Annotated in this window: 22 protein-coding genes; 14 read left to right on the top strand and 8 right to left on the bottom strand. The window is 59.5% G+C overall.

The window, feature by feature from the left end; genetic code table 11:
• Nucleotides 1-15 precede the first annotated feature (15 nt).
• Entirely contained in the window at nucleotides 16-702 is a 687-nt protein-coding gene (locus M5G26_RS00525; RefSeq protein WP_273914188.1) for an LrgB family protein, read from the bottom strand.
• Nucleotides 692-1078 carry a CidA/LrgA family protein gene (locus M5G26_RS00520; RefSeq protein WP_273914187.1) on the bottom strand — a complete coding sequence of 129 codons (387 nt, stop codon included), beginning with the start codon at nucleotides 1076-1078 and terminating at the stop codon, nucleotides 692-694. Before M5G26_RS00520 ends, M5G26_RS00525 begins: the two co-directional genes overlap by 11 nt.
• A 95-nt stretch (nucleotides 1079-1173) precedes the next feature.
• Between M5G26_RS00520 and M5G26_RS00515 the strand changes: the two genes are divergently transcribed.
• Nucleotides 1174-2061, top strand: coding sequence for a LysR family transcriptional regulator (locus M5G26_RS00515; RefSeq protein ID WP_273914186.1), 888 nt, complete (start codon nucleotides 1174-1176; stop codon nucleotides 2059-2061).
• Here the strand turns inward: M5G26_RS00515 and M5G26_RS00510 are convergent.
• On the bottom strand, nucleotides 2051-2506 hold the full coding sequence (locus M5G26_RS00510) for a flavodoxin (RefSeq protein WP_102900668.1): 456 nt from the start codon (nucleotides 2504-2506) through the stop codon (nucleotides 2051-2053). The genes M5G26_RS00515 and M5G26_RS00510 overlap by 11 nt on opposite strands.
• A 153-nt stretch (nucleotides 2507-2659) precedes the next feature.
• On the opposite strand from M5G26_RS00510, the gene M5G26_RS00505 reads away from it, so the two are divergent.
• Complete coding sequence (locus M5G26_RS00505) at nucleotides 2660-3136, top strand: PAS domain-containing protein (protein ID WP_273914184.1); 477 nt, start codon at nucleotides 2660-2662, stop codon at nucleotides 3134-3136.
• Between the two features lie 54 nt (nucleotides 3137-3190).
• Nucleotides 3191-3796 (top strand): hypothetical protein, encoded by a 606-nt coding sequence (locus tag M5G26_RS00500; RefSeq protein WP_016987019.1) that lies wholly within the window; start codon nucleotides 3191-3193, stop codon nucleotides 3794-3796.
• Nucleotides 3797-3799: 3 nt separating this feature from the next.
• Here the strand turns inward: M5G26_RS00500 and M5G26_RS00495 are convergent, their stop codons facing one another.
• On the bottom strand, nucleotides 3800-4759 hold the full coding sequence (locus tag M5G26_RS00495; protein WP_273914183.1) for a MerR family transcriptional regulator: 960 nt from the start codon (nucleotides 4757-4759) through the stop codon (nucleotides 3800-3802).
• Nucleotides 4760-4972: 213 nt separating this feature from the next.
• On the opposite strand from M5G26_RS00495, the gene M5G26_RS00490 reads away from it, so the two are divergent.
• The 6 genes from M5G26_RS00490 to M5G26_RS00465 all read left to right on the top strand — a co-directional run bounded on the left by M5G26_RS00490 (nucleotide 4973) and on the right by M5G26_RS00465 (nucleotide 8084).
• Nucleotides 4973-5539: an antibiotic biosynthesis monooxygenase gene (locus M5G26_RS00490; protein WP_038357558.1), complete on the top strand. Its 567-nt coding sequence runs from the start codon at nucleotides 4973-4975 to the stop codon at nucleotides 5537-5539.
• A gap of 133 nt (nucleotides 5540-5672) precedes the next feature.
• On the top strand, nucleotides 5673-6383 hold the full coding sequence (gene folM, locus M5G26_RS00485; RefSeq protein ID WP_273914182.1) for a dihydromonapterin reductase: 711 nt from the start codon (nucleotides 5673-5675) through the stop codon (nucleotides 6381-6383).
• Nucleotides 6384-6403: 20 nt separating this feature from the next.
• Nucleotides 6404-6964, top strand: coding sequence for a GTP cyclohydrolase I FolE (gene folE / locus M5G26_RS00480; RefSeq protein WP_273914181.1), 561 nt, complete (start codon nucleotides 6404-6406; stop codon nucleotides 6962-6964).
• Nucleotides 6965-7336: a dihydroneopterin triphosphate 2'-epimerase gene (gene folX, locus M5G26_RS00475; RefSeq protein WP_103305134.1), complete on the top strand. Its 372-nt coding sequence runs from the start codon at nucleotides 6965-6967 to the stop codon at nucleotides 7334-7336.
• A 120-nt stretch (nucleotides 7337-7456) separates the two neighbouring features.
• Nucleotides 7457-7753 carry a DUF1244 domain-containing protein gene (locus tag M5G26_RS00470; RefSeq protein ID WP_016987026.1) on the top strand — a complete coding sequence of 99 codons (297 nt, stop codon included), beginning with the start codon at nucleotides 7457-7459 and terminating at the stop codon, nucleotides 7751-7753.
• On the top strand, nucleotides 7746-8084 hold the full coding sequence (locus tag M5G26_RS00465; RefSeq protein WP_134174640.1) for a HopJ type III effector protein: 339 nt from the start codon (nucleotides 7746-7748) through the stop codon (nucleotides 8082-8084). Before M5G26_RS00470 ends, M5G26_RS00465 begins: the two co-directional genes overlap by 8 nt.
• 191 nt (nucleotides 8085-8275) lie before the next feature.
• On the opposite strand, the gene trxB is transcribed toward M5G26_RS00465, so the two are convergent.
• The gene (gene trxB / locus M5G26_RS00460; protein ID WP_134174636.1) at nucleotides 8276-9238 is read right to left on the bottom strand and encodes a thioredoxin-disulfide reductase; all 963 of its coding nucleotides are present in this window, start codon (nucleotides 9236-9238) and stop codon (nucleotides 8276-8278) included.
• Between the two features lie 311 nt (nucleotides 9239-9549).
• On the opposite strand from trxB, the gene cysZ reads away from it, so the two are divergent.
• The gene (gene cysZ / locus M5G26_RS00455) at nucleotides 9550-10302 is read left to right on the top strand and encodes a sulfate transporter CysZ (protein ID WP_038357552.1); all 753 of its coding nucleotides are present in this window, start codon (nucleotides 9550-9552) and stop codon (nucleotides 10300-10302) included.
• Nucleotides 10303-10354: 52 nt separating this feature from the next.
• Nucleotides 10355-11554 (top strand): glycosyltransferase family 4 protein, encoded by a 1200-nt coding sequence (locus M5G26_RS00450; RefSeq protein WP_273914180.1) that lies wholly within the window; start codon nucleotides 10355-10357, stop codon nucleotides 11552-11554.
• Nucleotides 11555-11690: 136 nt separating this feature from the next.
• Here M5G26_RS00450 and M5G26_RS00445 read toward each other — a convergent pair whose 3' ends face one another.
• The 3 genes from M5G26_RS00445 to M5G26_RS00435 all read right to left on the bottom strand — a co-directional run bounded on the left by M5G26_RS00445 (nucleotide 11691) and on the right by M5G26_RS00435 (nucleotide 14081).
• Nucleotides 11691-12794 carry an NADH:flavin oxidoreductase gene (locus M5G26_RS00445; RefSeq protein ID WP_007912361.1) on the bottom strand — a complete coding sequence of 368 codons (1104 nt, stop codon included), beginning with the start codon at nucleotides 12792-12794 and terminating at the stop codon, nucleotides 11691-11693.
• A gap of 195 nt (nucleotides 12795-12989) precedes the next feature.
• Entirely contained in the window at nucleotides 12990-13472 is a 483-nt protein-coding gene (locus tag M5G26_RS00440; RefSeq protein WP_095119462.1) for a glutathione peroxidase, read from the bottom strand.
• 123 nt (nucleotides 13473-13595) lie between these two features.
• Nucleotides 13596-14081, bottom strand: coding sequence for an FKBP-type peptidyl-prolyl cis-trans isomerase (locus tag M5G26_RS00435; protein ID WP_007912368.1), 486 nt, complete (start codon nucleotides 14079-14081; stop codon nucleotides 13596-13598).
• Here M5G26_RS00435 and M5G26_RS00430 point away from each other — a divergent pair.
• From M5G26_RS00430 to M5G26_RS00420, 3 genes are read left to right on the top strand one after another with little or no spacing between them, the layout of a single operon-like run.
• Nucleotides 14050-14376, top strand: coding sequence for a DUF3565 domain-containing protein (locus tag M5G26_RS00430; RefSeq protein WP_080750706.1), 327 nt, complete (start codon nucleotides 14050-14052; stop codon nucleotides 14374-14376). The genes M5G26_RS00435 and M5G26_RS00430 overlap by 32 nt on opposite strands.
• A 60-nt stretch (nucleotides 14377-14436) precedes the next feature.
• The gene (pta, locus tag M5G26_RS00425) at nucleotides 14437-16536 is read left to right on the top strand and encodes a phosphate acetyltransferase (protein ID WP_150730088.1); all 2100 of its coding nucleotides are present in this window, start codon (nucleotides 14437-14439) and stop codon (nucleotides 16534-16536) included.
• On the top strand, nucleotides 16537-17439 hold the full coding sequence (locus tag M5G26_RS00420) for an acyltransferase (protein WP_034154496.1): 903 nt from the start codon (nucleotides 16537-16539) through the stop codon (nucleotides 17437-17439). It abuts the gene before it with no gap.
• Nucleotides 17440-17650: the final 211 nt, after the last annotated feature.

The following is a 17650-nucleotide window of genomic DNA, read 5'->3' as shown; positions in this document are numbered from 1 at the left end:
CAGCTTGGATCCATGTCAAAGCAACGACGCCAACAAAGGCGCGGCAAACAGATTGAGCAACCCGGTCAAGACCATCACCAGCCCGGCGACCGAACCTTCTTCGCCGCCCACTTCATGGGCGCGACTGACCCCGGCGCCATGCGCGCCAACCCCGAACAGCGCACCGCGGGCCAAGGCACTGCGTAGCGGCAACCACTTCAACAACATGCCGCCGAGCATCGCGCCAAACACACCGGTGAACATCACGAAGACTGCCGTCAATTCCGGCACACCGCCGAGATTTTGCGCCAGCGGCATGGCGAATGGCGTGGTGATCGAGCGCGGCACCAGTGACATCGTCACGGAGCTGTCGAGCGCCAGCGCCTTGGCCAATCCGAAGGACGTGCCGATCGACGCTGCGCTGCCGGCAATCATCCCCAGCAGGAGTGCCGACCAGTGCCGCATCAACAAACGGCGTTGCTGCCAGATCGGCACGGCAAAAGCCACGGTGACCGGGCCGAGTACCAGCATCAGCCAGTGGGTGTTGCTGGAATATTCGGCATAGGCAGTGTGCAGGGGCACGGCGAGCGCCAGCAGCAACGCCGGCACCAGAATCAATGGTGACAAGACGTAGCGCCCGGTGCGCCGATACAACCAGCGGCTGAACAGATACGCCAACAGGGTGAAGGCCAGCCAGAACATCGGCATCCATTCAAGCTTCATGGGACCGCCTCATGCGCACCGCAAGCTCGACGGTGAACGCCGTTACCAGCATCACCATCAAGGTGCTGGCAGCAATCACCAACAAGATCCGCCAGCCGTCATTGCGCAACAGCGCGCCGTAATCGAGCAGACTCATCAGCGCCGGGATGAAGAACAACAGCATCTCGGCCATCAGCAGTCCCGCGCCCATTTGCAGGGCTGCCGGTTTGACCCAGCCAAAGGCAAATGCCAGCAGCAACAGCGCCATACCGATGACGCCGCCGGGGATTGGCCACACCAGCCAGGCCGCCAGTTGGCAGCCGAGCAGGTAGAGACCGAGCAGTACCGCGAGTTCGGCGAATAAACGAGAAAGGTGCTTGAGGGTGACGGCGTTCATGATTTTGCTCCTGACAGGGGCTTATTTTACGAAGCACCCTGCCATCGCCGAAGCGAATTGTTAGACTCAAAGCCATTCCAAAATGGAATCAGGCAATGGAATTCAAACAGCTGCGCAGTTTTGTCGAAGTCATGCATCAGGGCGGTTTCACCCAGGCCGCAAAAACCCTGCACATCAGTCAATCAGCGGTCAGCAAACAGATCGCGCAACTTGAGCAGAGTCTCGGCACACCCTTGCTCGAACGGCTCGGCTCGCAATTGCGCCTGACCGCCGCGGGCAGCGTGGTATTGCAACGGGCCGAGGGCATGCTGCGTTTGCGCAACGAACTGCTCGCGGAGCTGGACGACCTCAGTCATATAGCTCGTGGAGAGCTGCGCCTCGGCCTGCCATTACTCGGCAGCGACGCGCTATTCGCCGAACTGTTTGCTGAATACCGGCGGCGCTATCCGAATATCAGTATCCAGTTGCTCGAGGGCGGTAGCCGCAATATCGAGCAGGCTGTGCTGAGCGGCGAACTGGAGTTGGGCGGCAGTCTGTTGCCAAAGGATCCGCAATTCGACTGTCAGCCGTTTTGCGATGAGCCACTCGACGCCCTGCTACCGGTGGATCATCCACTGGCCGAGCGGGGTGAGATCGGTCTGGAGGAGTTGGCCGAGACGCCCTTTCTGCTCTATCAGCGCAGCTTCGTGCTCAACGACCGCTTGCTGCAGGCATGCCAGCAAATGGGCTTCACGCCGAAGGAAGGCGGACGCAGCGGTCAGGCCGATTTTCTTGCGGCGCTGGTCGCCGCCGGGCAAGGCGTGGTGCTGTTGCCCAGCGTGGTCGCACGCGGACTGGTACGGCCAGGCGTGGTTCGCCTGACCTTGCGCGCGCCGGACTATCTGCGTTGGGACATCGCCTTCATCTGGCGTCGCGGCGCCTATCTGTCGAAAGCGGCACAGGCATGGCTGGCGCTGTTGCGCGAGCGCGGGATCAGCCCTTGAGGGCTTCGATCAACTGCGCCAGCCAAGGCTCGGCGTCGGTTTCCGGGGTGACGCTTTCGCTGGCGTCGATGCGCAGCATCTCTTGCACTTCACGTACGCCCAGTTCGCCAAACAGTTCCCGCATTTGCTCGCCACCGCCGCAGAAGGTGTCGCCATAACTGGCGTCGCCCAAGGCAATCACTGCGCCCGGCAAACCGAGCAATGCCGCTGGCAACTGGTCGCGAATCGCCGAATACAGCGGTTGCAGGTTGTCGGGCAATTCGCCCATGCCGGTGGTCGAGGTCACTGCGAGCAATGCTTCGGGGCCGAACGCCTGAATGTCGGCGAGGCTCGCACGCGAGTTGTAGAAGGTTTCGAAGCCGGCGGCTTTCAACAGGTTCTGGGCGTGACGGGCGACTTCTTCGGCGGTGCCGTAGACCGAACCGGAGAGGATGGCGACTTTCATCAATCTGATCCTGAAACTGAAAAAAAGAGCGGCGATAGTAACAGCCTCCAGCGCAAAGCTGCGATTGGATCTCAATTGGCGGTAATGGCCAGTAGACAGCGCCTACGGTTCTTCTAGAATGCGTGCCACTGACAACTCTGAAAGGATTCAAAGATGATCAACGCCAGCCTGCTGCAAATGGTGATCAACGCGTCGAATGACGGCATCGTGGTCGCCGAAAAGGAAGGTGAACAGAACGATATCCTGATCTATGTGAACCCGGCCTTTGAACGACTGACCGGCTACACCAGTGAGGAAATCCTCTATCAGGACTGCCGCTTTCTGCAGTCTGGAGACCGAGATCAGGACAGCCTGAAACTGATTCGCGAAACGCTGGATAACGGCGGCTCGTGCCGGGAAATCCTGCGCAACTATCGCAAGGACGGTACGCCGTTCTGGAATGAACTGTCGATTTCGACGGTGAAAAACGTTGACGACGGGCAAACGTATTTCGTTGGCGTGCAGAAGGACGTCACCGTTCAGGTCAAGGCGCAACAGCGCGTTGTTCAACTGGAAGCTGAAGTCGCTGCCCTCAAAGCAGAATTGGCTGCACTGAAAGCGACAAACGGTCAAAACAAAATCGCGAACTAAGTGTCATTAACTACAATCACCAATGACTTTGTATCTATATCTTTCGAGTTAGCCATGCAGCGCGACGCCCTCCTCACTCAGGATGAGCTGGATTTCATCCAGACCATGCAGCACAACCCGCAACTGAACGTGCGGGATGCGACGTCGAGTCTGCTGGTTAATGGCGGTTCGCAGATCCGTGATTTGCTCACGCGCCTGGCCGCTCATGAACAAGTGACCATTCAGGCCAACTTCGAAAATCAGCAGATGACCTTTCCGTTGCATCTGGTGGAGGACGAGTTTCACGCGCTGCATCTGCGCCTCGGCGTGCCAAGCATTTATGAAGACGGCCCGATGGTGCGGCCATGGCGACTGACTCTCGAAGAGCCGGTAGCCCTGGAAAACGCCAAGGGTCAGCCGGGCACGTTGTGGGTCCACGAGGTTTCGCACAAAGGCGTGTTGCTGGAAGTACGCAACAAGACCAAACCACCCAAGCATTTCGCGTTGTGGTTCAGCCCTTCGGGTTACGAGCGGATTTCACTGCGCGGCAATTTCGAACGGGAAACCGAGAGCGGTTTCTACGCCTACGAACTGAGCCAGACCGACACCGATGAAACCGAGCGCCTGCGCCAGTTCATCCTGCAGCAACATCGCCTCACGCATCCCGCCCTTCACACCTGAGTTTCAGGTATCCAGATTGCCGGCCAGAAACTGCAACATGCGCTGACGCATGTTCGCCCCTTCATTGCCCAGACAAGCAACAGAGGATCCGGCCAGGCTGTCCTGCGCCAGATCTGAAGCATCGCCCGCCAGCATCAACTGACAATCGAGGCTCAACGCCAACCGGTTCAGACGTCGAGGCAATTCGGTGCTGGGCGCGTGATTGGAAAACAGGACGAGTGCATCAGGTTTGATCTTTTCGCACACCAACGTCAGCTCATCGAACGGCTGACCTGTCGTCAGCACGCGAACACCGGAATTGCTGTCGCTGAGAAACAGCGCCGCCACCAGCAACTCCAGCTCTCGACATTGCCCGGCCAGCGCGCTGACGATCACACGGCGCGGTTGGGTGCCACGCAGCATGACGATCCGTTGCAACACCCGCGCCCGCAGGAATCCATCGAAGAACAGCCATTCGCTGGTTTGCCCGAACGCCTCCTGGCGCTGCAACAATTGCAGCCACAGCGGCATGAGGATGTCCTGAAACACCACCGGCAATGAGTAACAAGAGAAAATCTGGCCATAGACGCGGTCCAGTTGCTGATCATCGAATGCGCTGACCGCCTGCTGAATCTGTTCCTGCCACTGCAGGTAATCAGCCTGCACCAGATCATCGGGGATGATGTGCGCCAGCACTTTCATCGGTTCGGTCTTGGCGAGGATCTTGCCGACTTTGCTCACGGCGACACCGCGATCAATCCAGTCGACGATGCTGCGCACCCGCTCGATATCGGTCATCGAATAGAGCCGATGCCCACTTTCGGTGCGTGTCGGCTGAATCAAACCATAGCGGCGCTCCCAGGCGCGCAAGGTCACCGGGTTTACACCGGTGAGGCGCGCAACCTCGCGGATCGGGAACAGATCGGCGCGCTCAAGCGCGACAGATGCCTCCAAAGCAGGGCTTGCGTCGGTGATCACAGGCATATGGCGCTCAACTTCCATGTCGGTTCAATTGGATCCCATTCTAACGCTTATGCCCCGATCGGTTTCAAGTGATGAAATGCGACGAAAGTCGCTGGTTTAATCGTGAAAAACCGGAATAATCCTTGCTTGTTGAAAAACGCAGGCCTCTACCCCGGCCCTGCGTCAGGCGAAACTCCTACCCGGAGCAACGCAATAGAAATACGGAGATACATAATGTCTACTTCCCCCGTCACGCTGATGGTAGCGCGTCGCGTCGCCGATGGTCGCTATCAGGATCTGATCGCCTGGCTGCGCGAAGGCGAACAACTGGCCACAGATTTCCCCGGTTACCTGGGTTCTGGCGTGCTTGCACCGCCACCCGGCGATAACGAATTCCAGATCATTTTCCGCTTTGTCGATGAGCAGACGTTGCATGCGTGGGAGCATTCGGTTTCACGCACCGCGTGGTTGAGCCGTGGCAGTGATCTGTTTGCCCACCCGAAAGAGCATCGGGTCAGTGGCATCGAAGGCTGGTTCGGCGCCGCCGGTCAGCGTCCACCGCGCTGGAAGCAGGCTGTCGCGATCTGGCTGGCGTTTTTTCCGGTGTCACTGTTGTTCAACTTTGTCCTCGGCCCGTTGCTCGCTGACATGAGTTTGTTGCCGCGCGTACTGATCAGCACGGCGTGCCTGACGCCGCTGATGGTTTACTTCTTTATTCCGCTGTCGACGCGCTTGCTGGCGAACTGGCTGAACAGCACCCCGGTGCGCCTGCCTGTTTCGGCGACACCTCAGAAACATTAAAGATCGCAGCCTCCTTGCACTCGACAGCTCCTACAGGACTGAACACAGACCAGGGTAGGAGCTGCCGCAGGCTGCAATCTTTTCAGGCTCGTCGCTGTTATAGTTTTTGCTCCCACCGCGATGCGAGCCGTTCATGCCTGATTCCTCAGCCCCGATCCTCATCACCGGTGCCGGCCAGCGTGTCGGCCTGCATTGCGCGCAGCGGTTACTCGAAGAAGGCTATCGCGTCATCTTCACCTACCGTAGCGAACGCCCCGGCGTGCAGACACTGCGCGATCTGGGCGCCATCGGCCTGTTCGCCGACTTCTCCAGCGAAGCCGGGATTCTCGCCTTCATCGAAACACTGAAAACCCACACCGAGAGCTTGCGCGCCATCGTGCACAATGCTTCCGAGTGGCTGGCCGAAACCCCGGACAGCGAGGCCGAAGCCTTCACGCGCATGTTCAATCTGCACATGCTCGCGCCGTACCTGATCAACCTGCACTGTGGCGAATTGCTGCAACGCTCGACGCCCGCCGACATCATCCACATCAGCGACGATGTCACCCGCAAAGGCAGCAGCAAGCACATCGGCTATTGCGCGACCAAGGCCGGGCTCGACAACCTGACGTTGTCCTTCGCCGCCCGCTATGCGCCGGCCATCAAGGTCAACGGCATCGCCCCCGCCCTGCTATTGTTCAATCCCGACGACGACGCGGCGTACCGCGCCAAGGCCCTGGCCAAATCCGCGCTGGGCATCGAACCCGGCAGCGAAGTGATCTATCAAAGCCTGCGCTATCTGCTCGACAACCCTTATGTCACTGGTACGACCCTGACCGTCAACGGCGGACGGCACGTCAAATAAGCCGATTCGCGAGGATTTCCATGACCCGTTCACTGCCCGAGAACTACCGCGAAATCCTCATCGGCCTTGGTGAAGACCCAGACCGTGAAGGACTGCTCGATACGCCAGTGCGCGCGGCCAAGGCCATGCAATACCTGTGTCATGGCTATGAGCAGAGCGTCGACGAGATCGTCAATGGCGCGCTGTTTGCCTCGGACAGCGACGAGATGATCATCGTCGCCGACATCGAGTTGTACTCGTTGTGCGAACATCACCTGCTGCCCTTCATCGGCAAGGCCCATGTGGCTTATATTCCGACAGGCAAGGTGCTGGGCCTGTCGAAAATCGCGCGACTGGTGGACATGTTCGCCCGGCGCCTGCAGATTCAGGAAAACCTCACCCGGCAAATCGCCGACGCAGTGCAAAAAGTCACCGATGCTGCGGGCGTCGCGGTCGTCATTGAGGCCAGACACATGTGCATGATGATGCGCGGTGTCGAAAAACAGAATTCGACCATGAACACCTCGGTCATGCTCGGCGCCTTTCGCGAGTCGAGCAACACCCGTCAGGAGTTCCTGCAATTGATTGGACGGAGCAAATAAATGTCACAACTTCAACCGGGAATGGCGCGCATCCGGGTCAAGGATCTGCGCTTGCGCACCTTTATCGGGATCAACGAGGACGAAATCCTCAACAAACAGGATGTGCTGATCAACCTGACCATTTTGTATGCCGCGCAGGAAGCGGTGCGTGACAACGACATCGACCACGCGCTGAATTACCGCACCATCACCAAAGCGATCATCGCGCACGTCGAGGGCAACCGCTTTGCGCTGCTCGAACGGCTGACTCAGGAATTGCTCGATCTGGTGATGAGCAACGGTTCGGTGCTGTACGCCGAAGTCGAAGTCGACAAGCCCCATGCGCTGCGTTTTGCCGAATCGGTGTCGATTACGCTCGCGGCAAGCCGCTGAGCTTCAAGCTTCAAGCTTCAAGCTTCAAGCTTCAAGCTTCAAGCGGTAAGCTAACGGCCGACCCCGATCCAATCTTGCAGCTTGAAGCTTGCCGCTCAAAGCTGTCTCGCAGAGACCCCCATGACTGATCAACAACGCCTCGAACTCGAAGCCGCCGCTTTCCGCCGGTTGGTCGCCCACCTGGACAGCCGCAAGGATGTGCAGAACATCGACTTGATGAACCTCGCCGGGTTCTGCCGCAACTGCCTGTCGAAGTGGTACAAGGCCGAAGCCGACGAGCGCCAGATCGAGGTCAGCCTCGATGACGCCCGCGAAGTGGTTTACGGCATGCCGTACGCCGAGTGGAAAGCCCAATATCAGCAAGAAGCCAACGCCGACCAGCAAGCGGCGTTCGCCAAAGGAAAAACCCATGAGTGACCTGAACACCCTGCGCGCCAGCCTCAACAGCGGCGAACACGCTTTCGCCGACACCCTGGCGTTCATCGCCGCCGGTTACGACTACCAGCCGCAAGCCTTCAACAACGGTGGCGTGGAAAACGCCGCCGGGCAGAACGAAGGCTCGTGCAAGACGCTGGGTCTGGCGTTGCTGGAAGGTCTGAGCGACGAAGAAGCGCTGTTGGCGTTCGGCGAGCATTACCGCTCGGTAGTGGCAACGCCTGAGGGCAGCGATCACGGCAACATTCGTGCGTTGATCCAGCATGGCCTCGCCGGCGTGAAGTTCACCACCCAGCCCCTGACCCGCCGCTGATTCCATAGCCAACCACAATCCCCTGTGGGAGCGAGCCTGCTCGCGAATACGGACTGACATTCAACATTGATGTCGATTGATATACCGCTTTCGCGAGCAGGCTCGCTCCCACATTCGATGTGTGATGGCTGTGAATAATGGGCACAAAAAAACCGGCCAATCTCTGGCCGGTTTTTTTTATGCCTGCAATCTTAGAACGAAGCGTTCTGCAGACCGTCTAGGTAACGCTCGGTGTCCAGTGCCGCCATGCAGCCCGCGCCGGCCGAGGTGATCGCCTGGCGGTAAACGTGGTCAGCCACGTCACCGGCGGCGAAGATGCCTTCGACGCTGGTCGCGGTAGCGTTGCCGTCACGGCCGCCGTGCACCACCAGATAACCGTCTTTCAGGGTCAACTGGCCTTCGAACAGCGAGGTGTTCGGGGTGTGGCCGATGGCGATGAATACGCCGTCGACGGTGATTTCGTCGAAGCTGCCGTCGTTGTTCTTCAGACGCGCACCGGTCACGCCCATGTTGTCGCCCAGCACTTCGTCGAGGTTGGCGTTCAACTTGAGGATGATCTTGCCCTCGGCGACGCGAGCGTTGAGCTTGTCGATCAGGATCTTCTCGGCGCGGAAGGTTTCGCGACGGTGGATCAGGGTCACGGTGCTGGCGATGTTGGCCAGGTACAGCGCTTCTTCAACGGCAGTGTTGCCGCCGCCGACCACTGCAACAGGCTTGTTGCGATAGAAGAAACCGTCACAGGTCGCGCAGGCCGAAACGCCTTTGCCCATGAACGCTTCTTCCGACGGCAGACCCAGGTAACGCGCGCTGGCGCCGGTGGCGATGATCAGGGCGTCGCAGGTGTAAGTCGCGCTGTCACCGGTCAGGGTGTAAGGCTTGGCGGCGAAGTCGACGGCGTTGATGTGATCGAAAACGATCTCGGTTTCAAAACGCTCGGCGTGCTCGCGCATACGCTCCATCAGTGCAGGACCGGTCAGGCCATGGACGTCGCCCGGCCAGTTGTCGACTTCGGTGGTGGTGGTCAGTTGACCGCCAGCCTGCATGCCGGTGATCAGCAGTGGCTTGAGGTTGGCGCGGGCCGCGTATACCGCAGCGCTGTAACCGGCAGGGCCGGAACCGAGAATAATCACTCGCGAATGACGGACTTCAGACATGACCTGCTCCTGTTGACCGGGCCGAAAAACAGGCCCGGATCGCCGGACTGCCGGCGGGAATAAAAAAGGACCGTGGAAAACCTTGGGGAAGGCTTGAGCTCGACAGTCCTGTAAAAAGTTGGGTGCAGCGTATCGAGGGGGGCAAGATTAAGGAAATACGGTTTAACAATCCAGCTCATAGGTGGTCTCTATGCCGACACACTGACGAGATGGACGTCTTTGTTACAGTGAATGTCGATCGCTCTACCGCGCTTTCGCCGCCGTGGCAAAGTCGGTAAGGTCGGCGCGTTTTCCCTTGCTCGGAGCACCTTATGCCCGCCCCCGTTCTGTCCGGCCCGCAATACCTGCGCGAAGGCCTCAAACTGGTTCTCAGCCCTGGCTTGCGCCTGTTCGTGTTATTGCCGCTGGCGATCAACCTGGTGCTGTTCGTCGGATTGATCTATCTGGCCGGCCATCAGTTCAGCCTGTGGGTCGACACGCTGATGCCGTCGCTGCCGGAATGGCTGAGTTTCCTCAGCTACGTGCTCTGGCCGTTGTTTGTGGTGCTGGTGGCGTTGATGGTGTTCTTCACCTTCACCATGCTGGCCAACGTGATCGCCGCACCGTTCAACGGCTTCCTCGCGGAAAAAGTCGAAGTAGTAGTGCGCGGCACTGATGACTTCCCGGCGTTCAGTTGGGGAGAATTGATCGCGATGGTCCCGCGCACCCTCGCCCGGGAAATGCGCAAACTCGGTTACTTCCTGCCCCGCGCCATCGGCCTGTTCATCCTCTCGTTCATCCCCGTGGTTAACATCATCGCCGCGCCACTGTGGCTGCTGTTCGGTGTGTGGATGATGGCGATCCAGTACATCGACTACCCGGCGGACAACCACAAACTCGGCTGGAACGAAATGCTCGCCTGGCTGCGCCAGAAGCGCTGGCAGAGCATGAGTTTTGGCGGGATCGTCTACCTGGTGCTGCTGATTCCGGTGGTCAACATCCTGATGATGCCGGCCGCCGTGGCCGGGGCAACGTTGTTCTGGGTGCGTGAGCGTGGCGCCGAGAATCTGGTAACGCAACGCTAGGCCGCTGACCAGGCGCGTCACAAATCCATCATCCGAACGTCACAAGCACGACATGGCCTCAGCCGACACTGAGGCCATGACGACAGCTCTAAACATCACTCTGATCAGCGAAACCTTTCCACCGGAAATCAACGGCGTGGCCAATACCCTTGGCCGCTTGTGCGATGGACTGCGCGCGCGCGGGCATCAGGTGGAACTGGTGCGCCCGCGTCAGCCCGGTGATCCGCAGCGCAGCGAAGATGATGCGCTTCTGCTGTGCCGAGGCTGGCCGCTGCCGGGGTATCCGGGGCTGCAATGGGGTCAGTCGTCGATGCACAAACTGCTGCGACGCTGGAAACGTCAGCGTCCCGATGTGCTGTACATCGCCACGGAAGGCCCGCTCGGGTTATCGGCCCTGCGTGCGGCGCGGCGTCTGGGCATTTCGGTGGTCAGCGGGTTTCACACCAACTTTCAGCAATACACCAGTCAGTACGGTCTGGGCCTGCTGACGCGGATGCTCACGCACTATCTGCGCTGGTTTCACAATCGCTCGGCGCTGACGTTAGTGCCGAGTGTCAGTCAGCGCCTGGAGCTGGAGCGGCGGCATTTCGAGCGGTTGGCGTTGTTGTCGCGAGGTGTGGACAGTCAGTTGTTTCATCCAAGCAAACGGTTGAATGCCTTGCGTGAGCAATGGGGACTGAGCGAGCGCGACGTCGCCGTGATTCACGTAGGACGTTTGGCTCCGGAGAAAAACCTGGGCCTGCTCAAGCGCAGCTTTGCAACCCTGCGCGAGACTTATCCACAGCGTAATCTGAAACTGATCGTGGTCGGTGACGGGCCGCAACGGCTCGCGCTGGAAAAGGAATTGCCCGAGGAAATCTTCTGCGGCGCACAGCGCGGTGAGGCGTTGGCGGCGCACTACGCATCAGGCGATGTATTTCTGTTTCCGAGCCTGACCGAAACCTTCGGCAATGTCGTGCTCGAAGCTTTGGCGTCGGGCCTCGGTGTGGTGGCTTACGATCAAGCGGCAGCGGCGCAACATATTCGCCATGGCTACAACGGCGTGCTGGCGATGCCCGGTGATGAACAGGCGTTTTGCGAGGCGGCGGCGTGGTTGCTGGAAGAGGACGAGACCTTGCGTTGCGTGCGTTTGAATGCGCGGCAGCATGCGAGTCGCCAAGGCTGGCCGGCGGTTATCGAGCAGTTTGAAAAACACTTGCGCGGGGCTTGTGTAGGCGAGCAGGTTGTCCCGAATGCGCAGACATTGCCTTGAATCCTTGCTGACCTTAGACGCGCTTTCGCGAGCAGGCTCGCTCCCACAGGGGATCTTCGGTGAACACACATTTTGTGAACACCAGAGATACCGGTGGGAGCGAGCCTGCTCGCGAAGGGGCCAGTGAAAGCGCTGCTTAAACCAGCGTCATCAACGCCTCACGGCTGAACGGCAGAATATCCTGCTCACGCCCTTCGCGGACTTTCTGCGCCCAGTCCGGATCGACCAGCAGCGCGCGGCCCACCGCGACCAGATCAAATTCCTCTTTGTTCAAACGCTCCAGCAGGTTTTCCAGACTGGCCGGTTGCGCGACCTTGTCGGTGTTGACCATGAATTGCAGAAACTCACCATCGAGACCGACGCTACCGACGGTGATGGTCGGCTTGCCGGTGAGCTTGCGGGTCCAGCCTGCCAGGTTCAGCTCGGAACCATCGAACTCCGGCTCCCAGAAACGCCGCGTCGAGCAGTGGAAAATATCCACGCCAGCGTCGGACAGCGGCTTGAGAAACTCACCCAACGCTTCCGGGGTTTGCACCAGACGCGCGGTGTAATCCTGCTGCTTCCACTGCGAGAAACGGAAGATGATCGGGAAACCTTCGCCTACGGCCGCACGCACCGCTTGAATCAGCTCGATGGCGAAACGCGAACGGTTAGCCAGGCTGCCGCCGTATTCGTCGCTGCGCTGGTTGCTGCCTTCCCAGAAAAACTGGTCGATCAGGTAACCGTGCGCACCGTGGATTTCCACGCCGTCCATGCCGATGCTTTGTGCGTCTTTGGCCGCTTGAGCGAAGGCTGCGATCACGTCCTGGATGTCTTGCTTGGTCATGCCGTGCACCACGACCTGACCGTCCTTGAGTTTTTCCGACGGGCCGTAAGCCGGCACGCTGGCGTCCGGCTCGGTGCCGATGCGGCGTACGCTACCCACGTGCCAGAGTTGCGGCACGATCTTGCCGCCTTCAGCGTGAACAGCGTCGACAACTTTTTTCCAGCCGGCCAATGGCGCGTCACCAAAGAACTGCGGCACGTTCGGATAACCGTTGGAGGCGATGTGGCCGACGGTGGTGCCTTCGGTGATGATCAGGCCAACGCCGGCTGCTGCGCGACGACGGTAGTACTCGATGACTTTCGAATTAGGCACGCCGCCCGGGGAAAACGAGCGGGTCATTGGTGCCATGACCACGCGGGTCGGCAGTTCGAGGGCACCGAGGTGGAACGGTTTGAACAAGGCTTGAACGGGCATCGAAGGGCTCCACAGAGAAGGCTTTATGACGGCGATAATATGGAGGCGCGCACCCTTTGAACAGCACTATTGATTTGGGTGATTAAGGATTAAAAGACGCCAAGCAAAAGATCGCAGCCTTCGGCAGCTCCTACATGGGGTTTTGAGGCCACCTGTAGGAGCTGCCGAAGGCTGCGATCTTTTGATCTTGCTGTTTCAGCTCAGCGCTTTTTCAATCGCATGCACAATGGTCGGATCATCCGGTGCCGTGCGCGGAGAGAACCGGGCCAGCACACGGCCGTCCTTGCCGAGCAGGAACTTCTCGAAATTCCAGGTGATGTCACCGGGAAACTCCGCGCCCTCGCCCGCCAGCAGACGGTAGAGCTGATGACGATCATGACCGTTGACTTCGAGCTTGCTCGACAACGGAAACGTCACGCCATAGTTGAGGCTACAGAAATCCTGAATTTCCTGTTCGCTGCCAGGTTCCTGGCCGGCAAACTGGTTGCACGGCAGGCCCAGCACACTGAAGCCTTTGCCTTTGAACTGCTGATAGAGGTTTTCCAGCGCCGCGTACTGTGGGGTCAAGCCGCATTTGGAGGCGACGTTGACCACCAGCACGACTTGGCCCTTGAACGGCGCCAGCGGTAGCTCCTGACCATCCAGGGCTGTCAACTTAAGGTCGTGAAAAGCACTCATGACGAACTCCAAGATTCCCGTGTTCTACTCGAAACAGCCACTTGGCGAAGTCACCAAGGACAGCCGCGGACTAAAAAGGCGCCCGCAGGCGCCTCTCCAGTACTCGAAGCTTAGCGCAGAAAATCAGTGGTGATGGCCACCTTCGCCATGGACGTGGCCATGAGCGATTTCTTCCTGGCTGGCGTCACGGATGTCAACGATCTTCACTTTGAAGTTCAGGCGCTGACCGGCCAGTGGGTGGTTGCCGTCGACTGTTACGTCGTCGCCGTCGAGGTCACGGATGGTGACGATTTGCATCTGGCCGTCCGGCGCCGAAGCGTGGAACTGCATGCCGACTTCCAGCTCGTCAACGCCTTCGAACATGCTGCGGCTCAGGGTGCTGACCAGCTCGGCGGCGTATTCGCCGTAAGCGTCTTCCGGTTCAACGGAAACTTCCAGCTCGTCACCAACAGCTTTGCCTTCCAGAGCTTTTTCCAGGCCCGGGATGATGTTGCCTGCGCCTTGCAGGTAGACCAGCGGAGCGCCGCCGGCGGAGCTGTCGATGACCTCACCAGCGTCGTTGGTCAGGGTATAGTCGATGGAGACAGCCTTATTGGCGGCGATCAGCATGGGGCGAGACCTTTTGCATAAGAATATAGAAAGGCCAAGTTTAGCGAAGCAATCGCGCGAAAGCGAACACAACCCGGACAAACGGGTTTCGACGATCACCGGCTTCCATCAGGACGAAGAAGGTCATTGGGTCGCCGAGCTTTCCTGTGGCCACACCCAGCACCTGCGCCATCAACCGCCATGGCAATCACGCGCCTGGGTGCTCGACGCGGCGCAACGTATTGAAAAAATAGGCCAACCCTTTGCCTGCGGTTGGTGCGCACAAGGCTCGGTTAGCGATAACCTTGGCGACTGAATTTCGGTAGTCAGCCAGACATAAGCTGACACCATTGCCATGCAACTTTAGAGAATTCGCATGCAAACTTTTTTTATCGCACCCACCGATTTTGGTGTGGGTCTGACCTCCATCAGCCTCGGACTGGTACGTACGCTTGAGCGCGCCGGGCTGAAAGTCGGTTTCTTCAAACCGATTGCGCAGCCGCATCCGGGTGACACCGGCCCTGAGCGTTCCACCGAACTGGTGGCGCGCACCCACGGTCTGAAACCGCCGCAACCGCTCGGCCTGGCCCACGTCGAGCGGATGCTCGGCGATGGTCAGCTCGATGAACTGCTCGAAGAAATCATCACTCTGTATCAGCAAGCGGCCATTGGCAAAGACGTGCTGGTCGTCGAAGGCATGGTGCCGACCCGCAGCGCCAGTTATGCCGCACGGGTCAACCTGCACTTGGCCAAGAGCCTCGATGCCGAGGTGATTCTGGTCTCGGCGCCGGAAAACGAAGTACTCGCCGAACTGTCCGGCCGGGTTGAATTGCAGGCGCAATTGTTTGGCGGGCCGAAAGACCCGAAAGTCCTCGGGGTGATCCTCAACAAGGTCAAGACCGACGAGAGCATGGACGCCTTCGCCACGCGTCTGAAGGAACATTCGCCGTTGCTGCGCAGCGGTGATTTCCGCTTGCTCGGCTGCATTCCCTATCAGCCGGAACTCAACGCACCGCGCACCCGCGACGTCGCCGATCTGATGGGCGCGCAAGTGCTCAATGCCGGTGATTACGAAACCCGGCGCATGACCAAAATCATCATCTGCGCGCGGACCATGCGCAACACCGTCGAACTGCTCAAGCCCGGTGTGCTGGTGGTGACCCCGGGCGATCGCGACGACATCATCCTCGCCGTCAGCCTCGCGGCGATCAACGGCGTGCCGCTGGCCGGCCTGCTGCTGACCAGCGACACCCTGCCGGATCCGCGCATCATGGATCTGTGCCGTGGCGCATTGCAGGCCGGTTTGCCAGTGCTGTCGGTGAGCACCGGTTCCTACGACACCGCCAACCTGCTCAATGGTCTGAACAAGGAAATCCCGATCGACGACCGCGAACGTGCGGAAATCATCACCGACTTCGTCGCCAGCCACCTCGACGCCAAGTGGCTGCACCAGCGCTGTGGTACGCCTCGGGAAATGCGCCTGTCGCCGGCAGTATTCCGCTATCAGTTGATTCAGCGCGCGCAGGCGGCGAACAAGCGCATCGTCCTGCCCGAAGGCAGCGAGCCGTTCACCGTGCAAGCGGCGGCGATCTGTCAGGAACGCGGGATTGCCCGCTGTGTGTTGCTGGCCAAACCGGAGGACGTCGAAGCGGTGGCCCGCGCTCAAGGCATCGTGTTGCCGCCGGGCCTGGAAATTCTCGATCCGGACCTGATCCGCGAGCGCTACGTCGAGCCGATGGTCGCCCTGCGCAAGACCAAAAGCCTCAATGCGCCAATGGCCGAGCAGCAACTGGAAGACACCGTGGTGATCGGCACCATGATGCTCGCGCTGGATGAAGTCGACGGATTGGTCTCCGGCGTGATCAACACCACCGCCAATACCATCCGCCCGGCTCTGCAATTGATCAAGACCGCGCCGGGCTGCACGCTGGTGTCGTCGGTGTTCTTCATGCTCTTCCCGGAGGAAGTACTGGTCTACGGCGACTGCGTGATGAACCCGCATCCAAGCGCCACCGAACTGGCCGAGATTGCCCTGCAAAGCGCCGACTCGGCCGCAGCGTTCGGCATCACCCCGCGCGTGGCGATGATCAGTTACTCCAGCGGGGAATCGGCCACCGGCGAAGAAGTCGAGAAAGTGCGCGAAGCCACCCTGCTCGCCCACGAACAACAGCACTCACTGCTGATCGACGGCCCGCTGCAATACGACGCCGCGGCCAACGCCGAAGTCGCCCGGCAACTGGCACCGAACAGTCAGGTGGCCGGACGCGCCACCGTGTTCGTGTTCCCGGATCTGAACACCGGCAACACCACGCACAAAGCCGTGCAACGGAGCGCTGATTGCGTCAGCCTCGGCCCAATGCTGCAAGGCCTGCGTAAACCGGTGAATGACTTGCCGCGTGGTGCGCAAGTCGATGACATCGTCTACACCATCGCCCTCACCGCGATTCAAGCCGCCAACCGACCTATGGATGTGTAAATGCTGGACTTTCTACCTGCACCGTTGCGCGGCGTGATCGCCTCGCTGCTGTTGGCACTCAACACCATTCTGCTGTGCTCGTTTCTGTTCTGCGTAGCGTTGATCAAAGTGCTGCCGTTCGACCTCGCCCGACGCGCCTCGCTGTGGCTGATGAGCCACACCCACGAAGCGTGGATCAGCAACAACAAGGGCTGGATGAATCTGGTGCGGCGCACGCGCTGGCACATCAGCGGTCTGCAAGGCCTCGACTATCAGCACTCGTACCTGATCACCAGCAACCACCAGAGCTGGGTCGATATTCTGGTGCTGCAGTACGTGCTCAACCGCCGGATTCAGCCGCTGAAATTCTTCCTCAAGCAGGAGCTGATCTGGGTCCCGGTGATTGGTCTGGCCTGGTGGGCGCTGGGCTTTCCGTTCATGAAGCGTTACTCCAAGGCCTACCTCGCCAAGCACCCGGAGAAGAAAGGCAAAGACCTCGAAACCACGCGCAAGACCTGCGCGAAGTTTCGCAATAATCCGGTGGGGATTTTCAACTTCGTCGAGGGCACGCGCTTCACCGAAGGCAAGCATGCGCAGCAGCAGTCACCGTTCAAATATCTGCTCAAGCCCAAAGCGGGCGGCATTGCCTTTGTGCTGGATGCGATGGGTGAACAGCTGGAGTCGATCGTCAACGTGACGATTCACTACCCGGCCGGACGTCCGGGGTTCTGGGATTTGCTCTGCGGCAATGTGCGCGATGTAGTGGTGCACTTTGAAGAGCTGAAGATTCCGCAGCAGTTCATTGGCAAGAATTACGATCAGGACGGCGAGTATCGATTGCAGTTTCAGGGCTGGATCAACCAGCTGTGGCTGGACAAGGATGCGTTGCTCGAACAGATGCACCGCGAATATCCTTCCGTATGATCGTTCCCATGCTCCGCGTGGGAATGCCTCACTGGACGCTCTGCGTCCGCTTTAGATGGGACGCGGAGCGTCCCGGGCTGCATTCCCACGCAGCGGCAGCTCCTACATTGGATCGACGTACATCCTGTAGGAGCTGCCGAAGGCTGCGATCTTTTGACTTTTAAAGGTCACAAAAAAGCCCGCCGATGATCACTCATCGGCGGGCTTTTTC

Origin of the sequence: Pseudomonas sp. TNT2022 ID642, from assembly GCF_028656995.1 — a bacterium.
Classification (GTDB): domain Bacteria; phylum Pseudomonadota; class Gammaproteobacteria; order Pseudomonadales; family Pseudomonadaceae; genus Aquipseudomonas.
This window is presented reverse-complemented; position numbering and strand designations above follow the sequence as displayed.

Coding starts and splice junctions, on each gene's coding strand:
- M5G26_RS00525 (WP_273914188.1), bottom strand. CDS start 702: ATGAAGCTTGAATGGATGCCGATGTTCTGGCTGGCCTTCACCCTGTTG.
- M5G26_RS00520 (WP_273914187.1), bottom strand. CDS start 1,078: ATGAACGCCGTCACCCTCAAGCACCTTTCTCGTTTATTCGCCGAACTC.
- M5G26_RS00515 (WP_273914186.1), top strand. CDS start 1,174: ATGGAATTCAAACAGCTGCGCAGTTTTGTCGAAGTCATGCATCAGGGC.
- M5G26_RS00510 (WP_102900668.1), bottom strand. CDS start 2,506: ATGAAAGTCGCCATCCTCTCCGGTTCGGTCTACGGCACCGCCGAAGAA.
- M5G26_RS00505 (WP_273914184.1), top strand. CDS start 2,660: ATGATCAACGCCAGCCTGCTGCAAATGGTGATCAACGCGTCGAATGAC.
- M5G26_RS00500 (WP_016987019.1), top strand. CDS start 3,191: ATGCAGCGCGACGCCCTCCTCACTCAGGATGAGCTGGATTTCATCCAG.
- M5G26_RS00495 (WP_273914183.1), bottom strand. CDS start 4,759: ATGCCTGTGATCACCGACGCAAGCCCTGCTTTGGAGGCATCTGTCGCG.
- M5G26_RS00490 (WP_038357558.1), top strand. CDS start 4,973: ATGTCTACTTCCCCCGTCACGCTGATGGTAGCGCGTCGCGTCGCCGAT.
- folM (WP_273914182.1), top strand. CDS start 5,673: ATGCCTGATTCCTCAGCCCCGATCCTCATCACCGGTGCCGGCCAGCGT.
- folE (WP_273914181.1), top strand. CDS start 6,404: ATGACCCGTTCACTGCCCGAGAACTACCGCGAAATCCTCATCGGCCTT.
- folX (WP_103305134.1), top strand. CDS start 6,965: ATGTCACAACTTCAACCGGGAATGGCGCGCATCCGGGTCAAGGATCTG.
- M5G26_RS00470 (WP_016987026.1), top strand. CDS start 7,457: ATGACTGATCAACAACGCCTCGAACTCGAAGCCGCCGCTTTCCGCCGG.
- M5G26_RS00465 (WP_134174640.1), top strand. CDS start 7,746: ATGAGTGACCTGAACACCCTGCGCGCCAGCCTCAACAGCGGCGAACAC.
- trxB (WP_134174636.1), bottom strand. CDS start 9,238: ATGTCTGAAGTCCGTCATTCGCGAGTGATTATTCTCGGTTCCGGCCCT.
- cysZ (WP_038357552.1), top strand. CDS start 9,550: ATGCCCGCCCCCGTTCTGTCCGGCCCGCAATACCTGCGCGAAGGCCTC.
- M5G26_RS00450 (WP_273914180.1), top strand. CDS start 10,355: ATGGCCTCAGCCGACACTGAGGCCATGACGACAGCTCTAAACATCACT.
- M5G26_RS00445 (WP_007912361.1), bottom strand. CDS start 12,794: ATGCCCGTTCAAGCCTTGTTCAAACCGTTCCACCTCGGTGCCCTCGAA.
- M5G26_RS00440 (WP_095119462.1), bottom strand. CDS start 13,472: ATGAGTGCTTTTCACGACCTTAAGTTGACAGCCCTGGATGGTCAGGAG.
- M5G26_RS00430 (WP_080750706.1), top strand. CDS start 14,050: ATGGAGACAGCCTTATTGGCGGCGATCAGCATGGGGCGAGACCTTTTG.
- M5G26_RS00435 (WP_007912368.1), bottom strand. CDS start 14,081: ATGCTGATCGCCGCCAATAAGGCTGTCTCCATCGACTATACCCTGACC.
- pta (WP_150730088.1), top strand. CDS start 14,437: ATGCAAACTTTTTTTATCGCACCCACCGATTTTGGTGTGGGTCTGACC.
- M5G26_RS00420 (WP_034154496.1), top strand. CDS start 16,537: ATGCTGGACTTTCTACCTGCACCGTTGCGCGGCGTGATCGCCTCGCTG.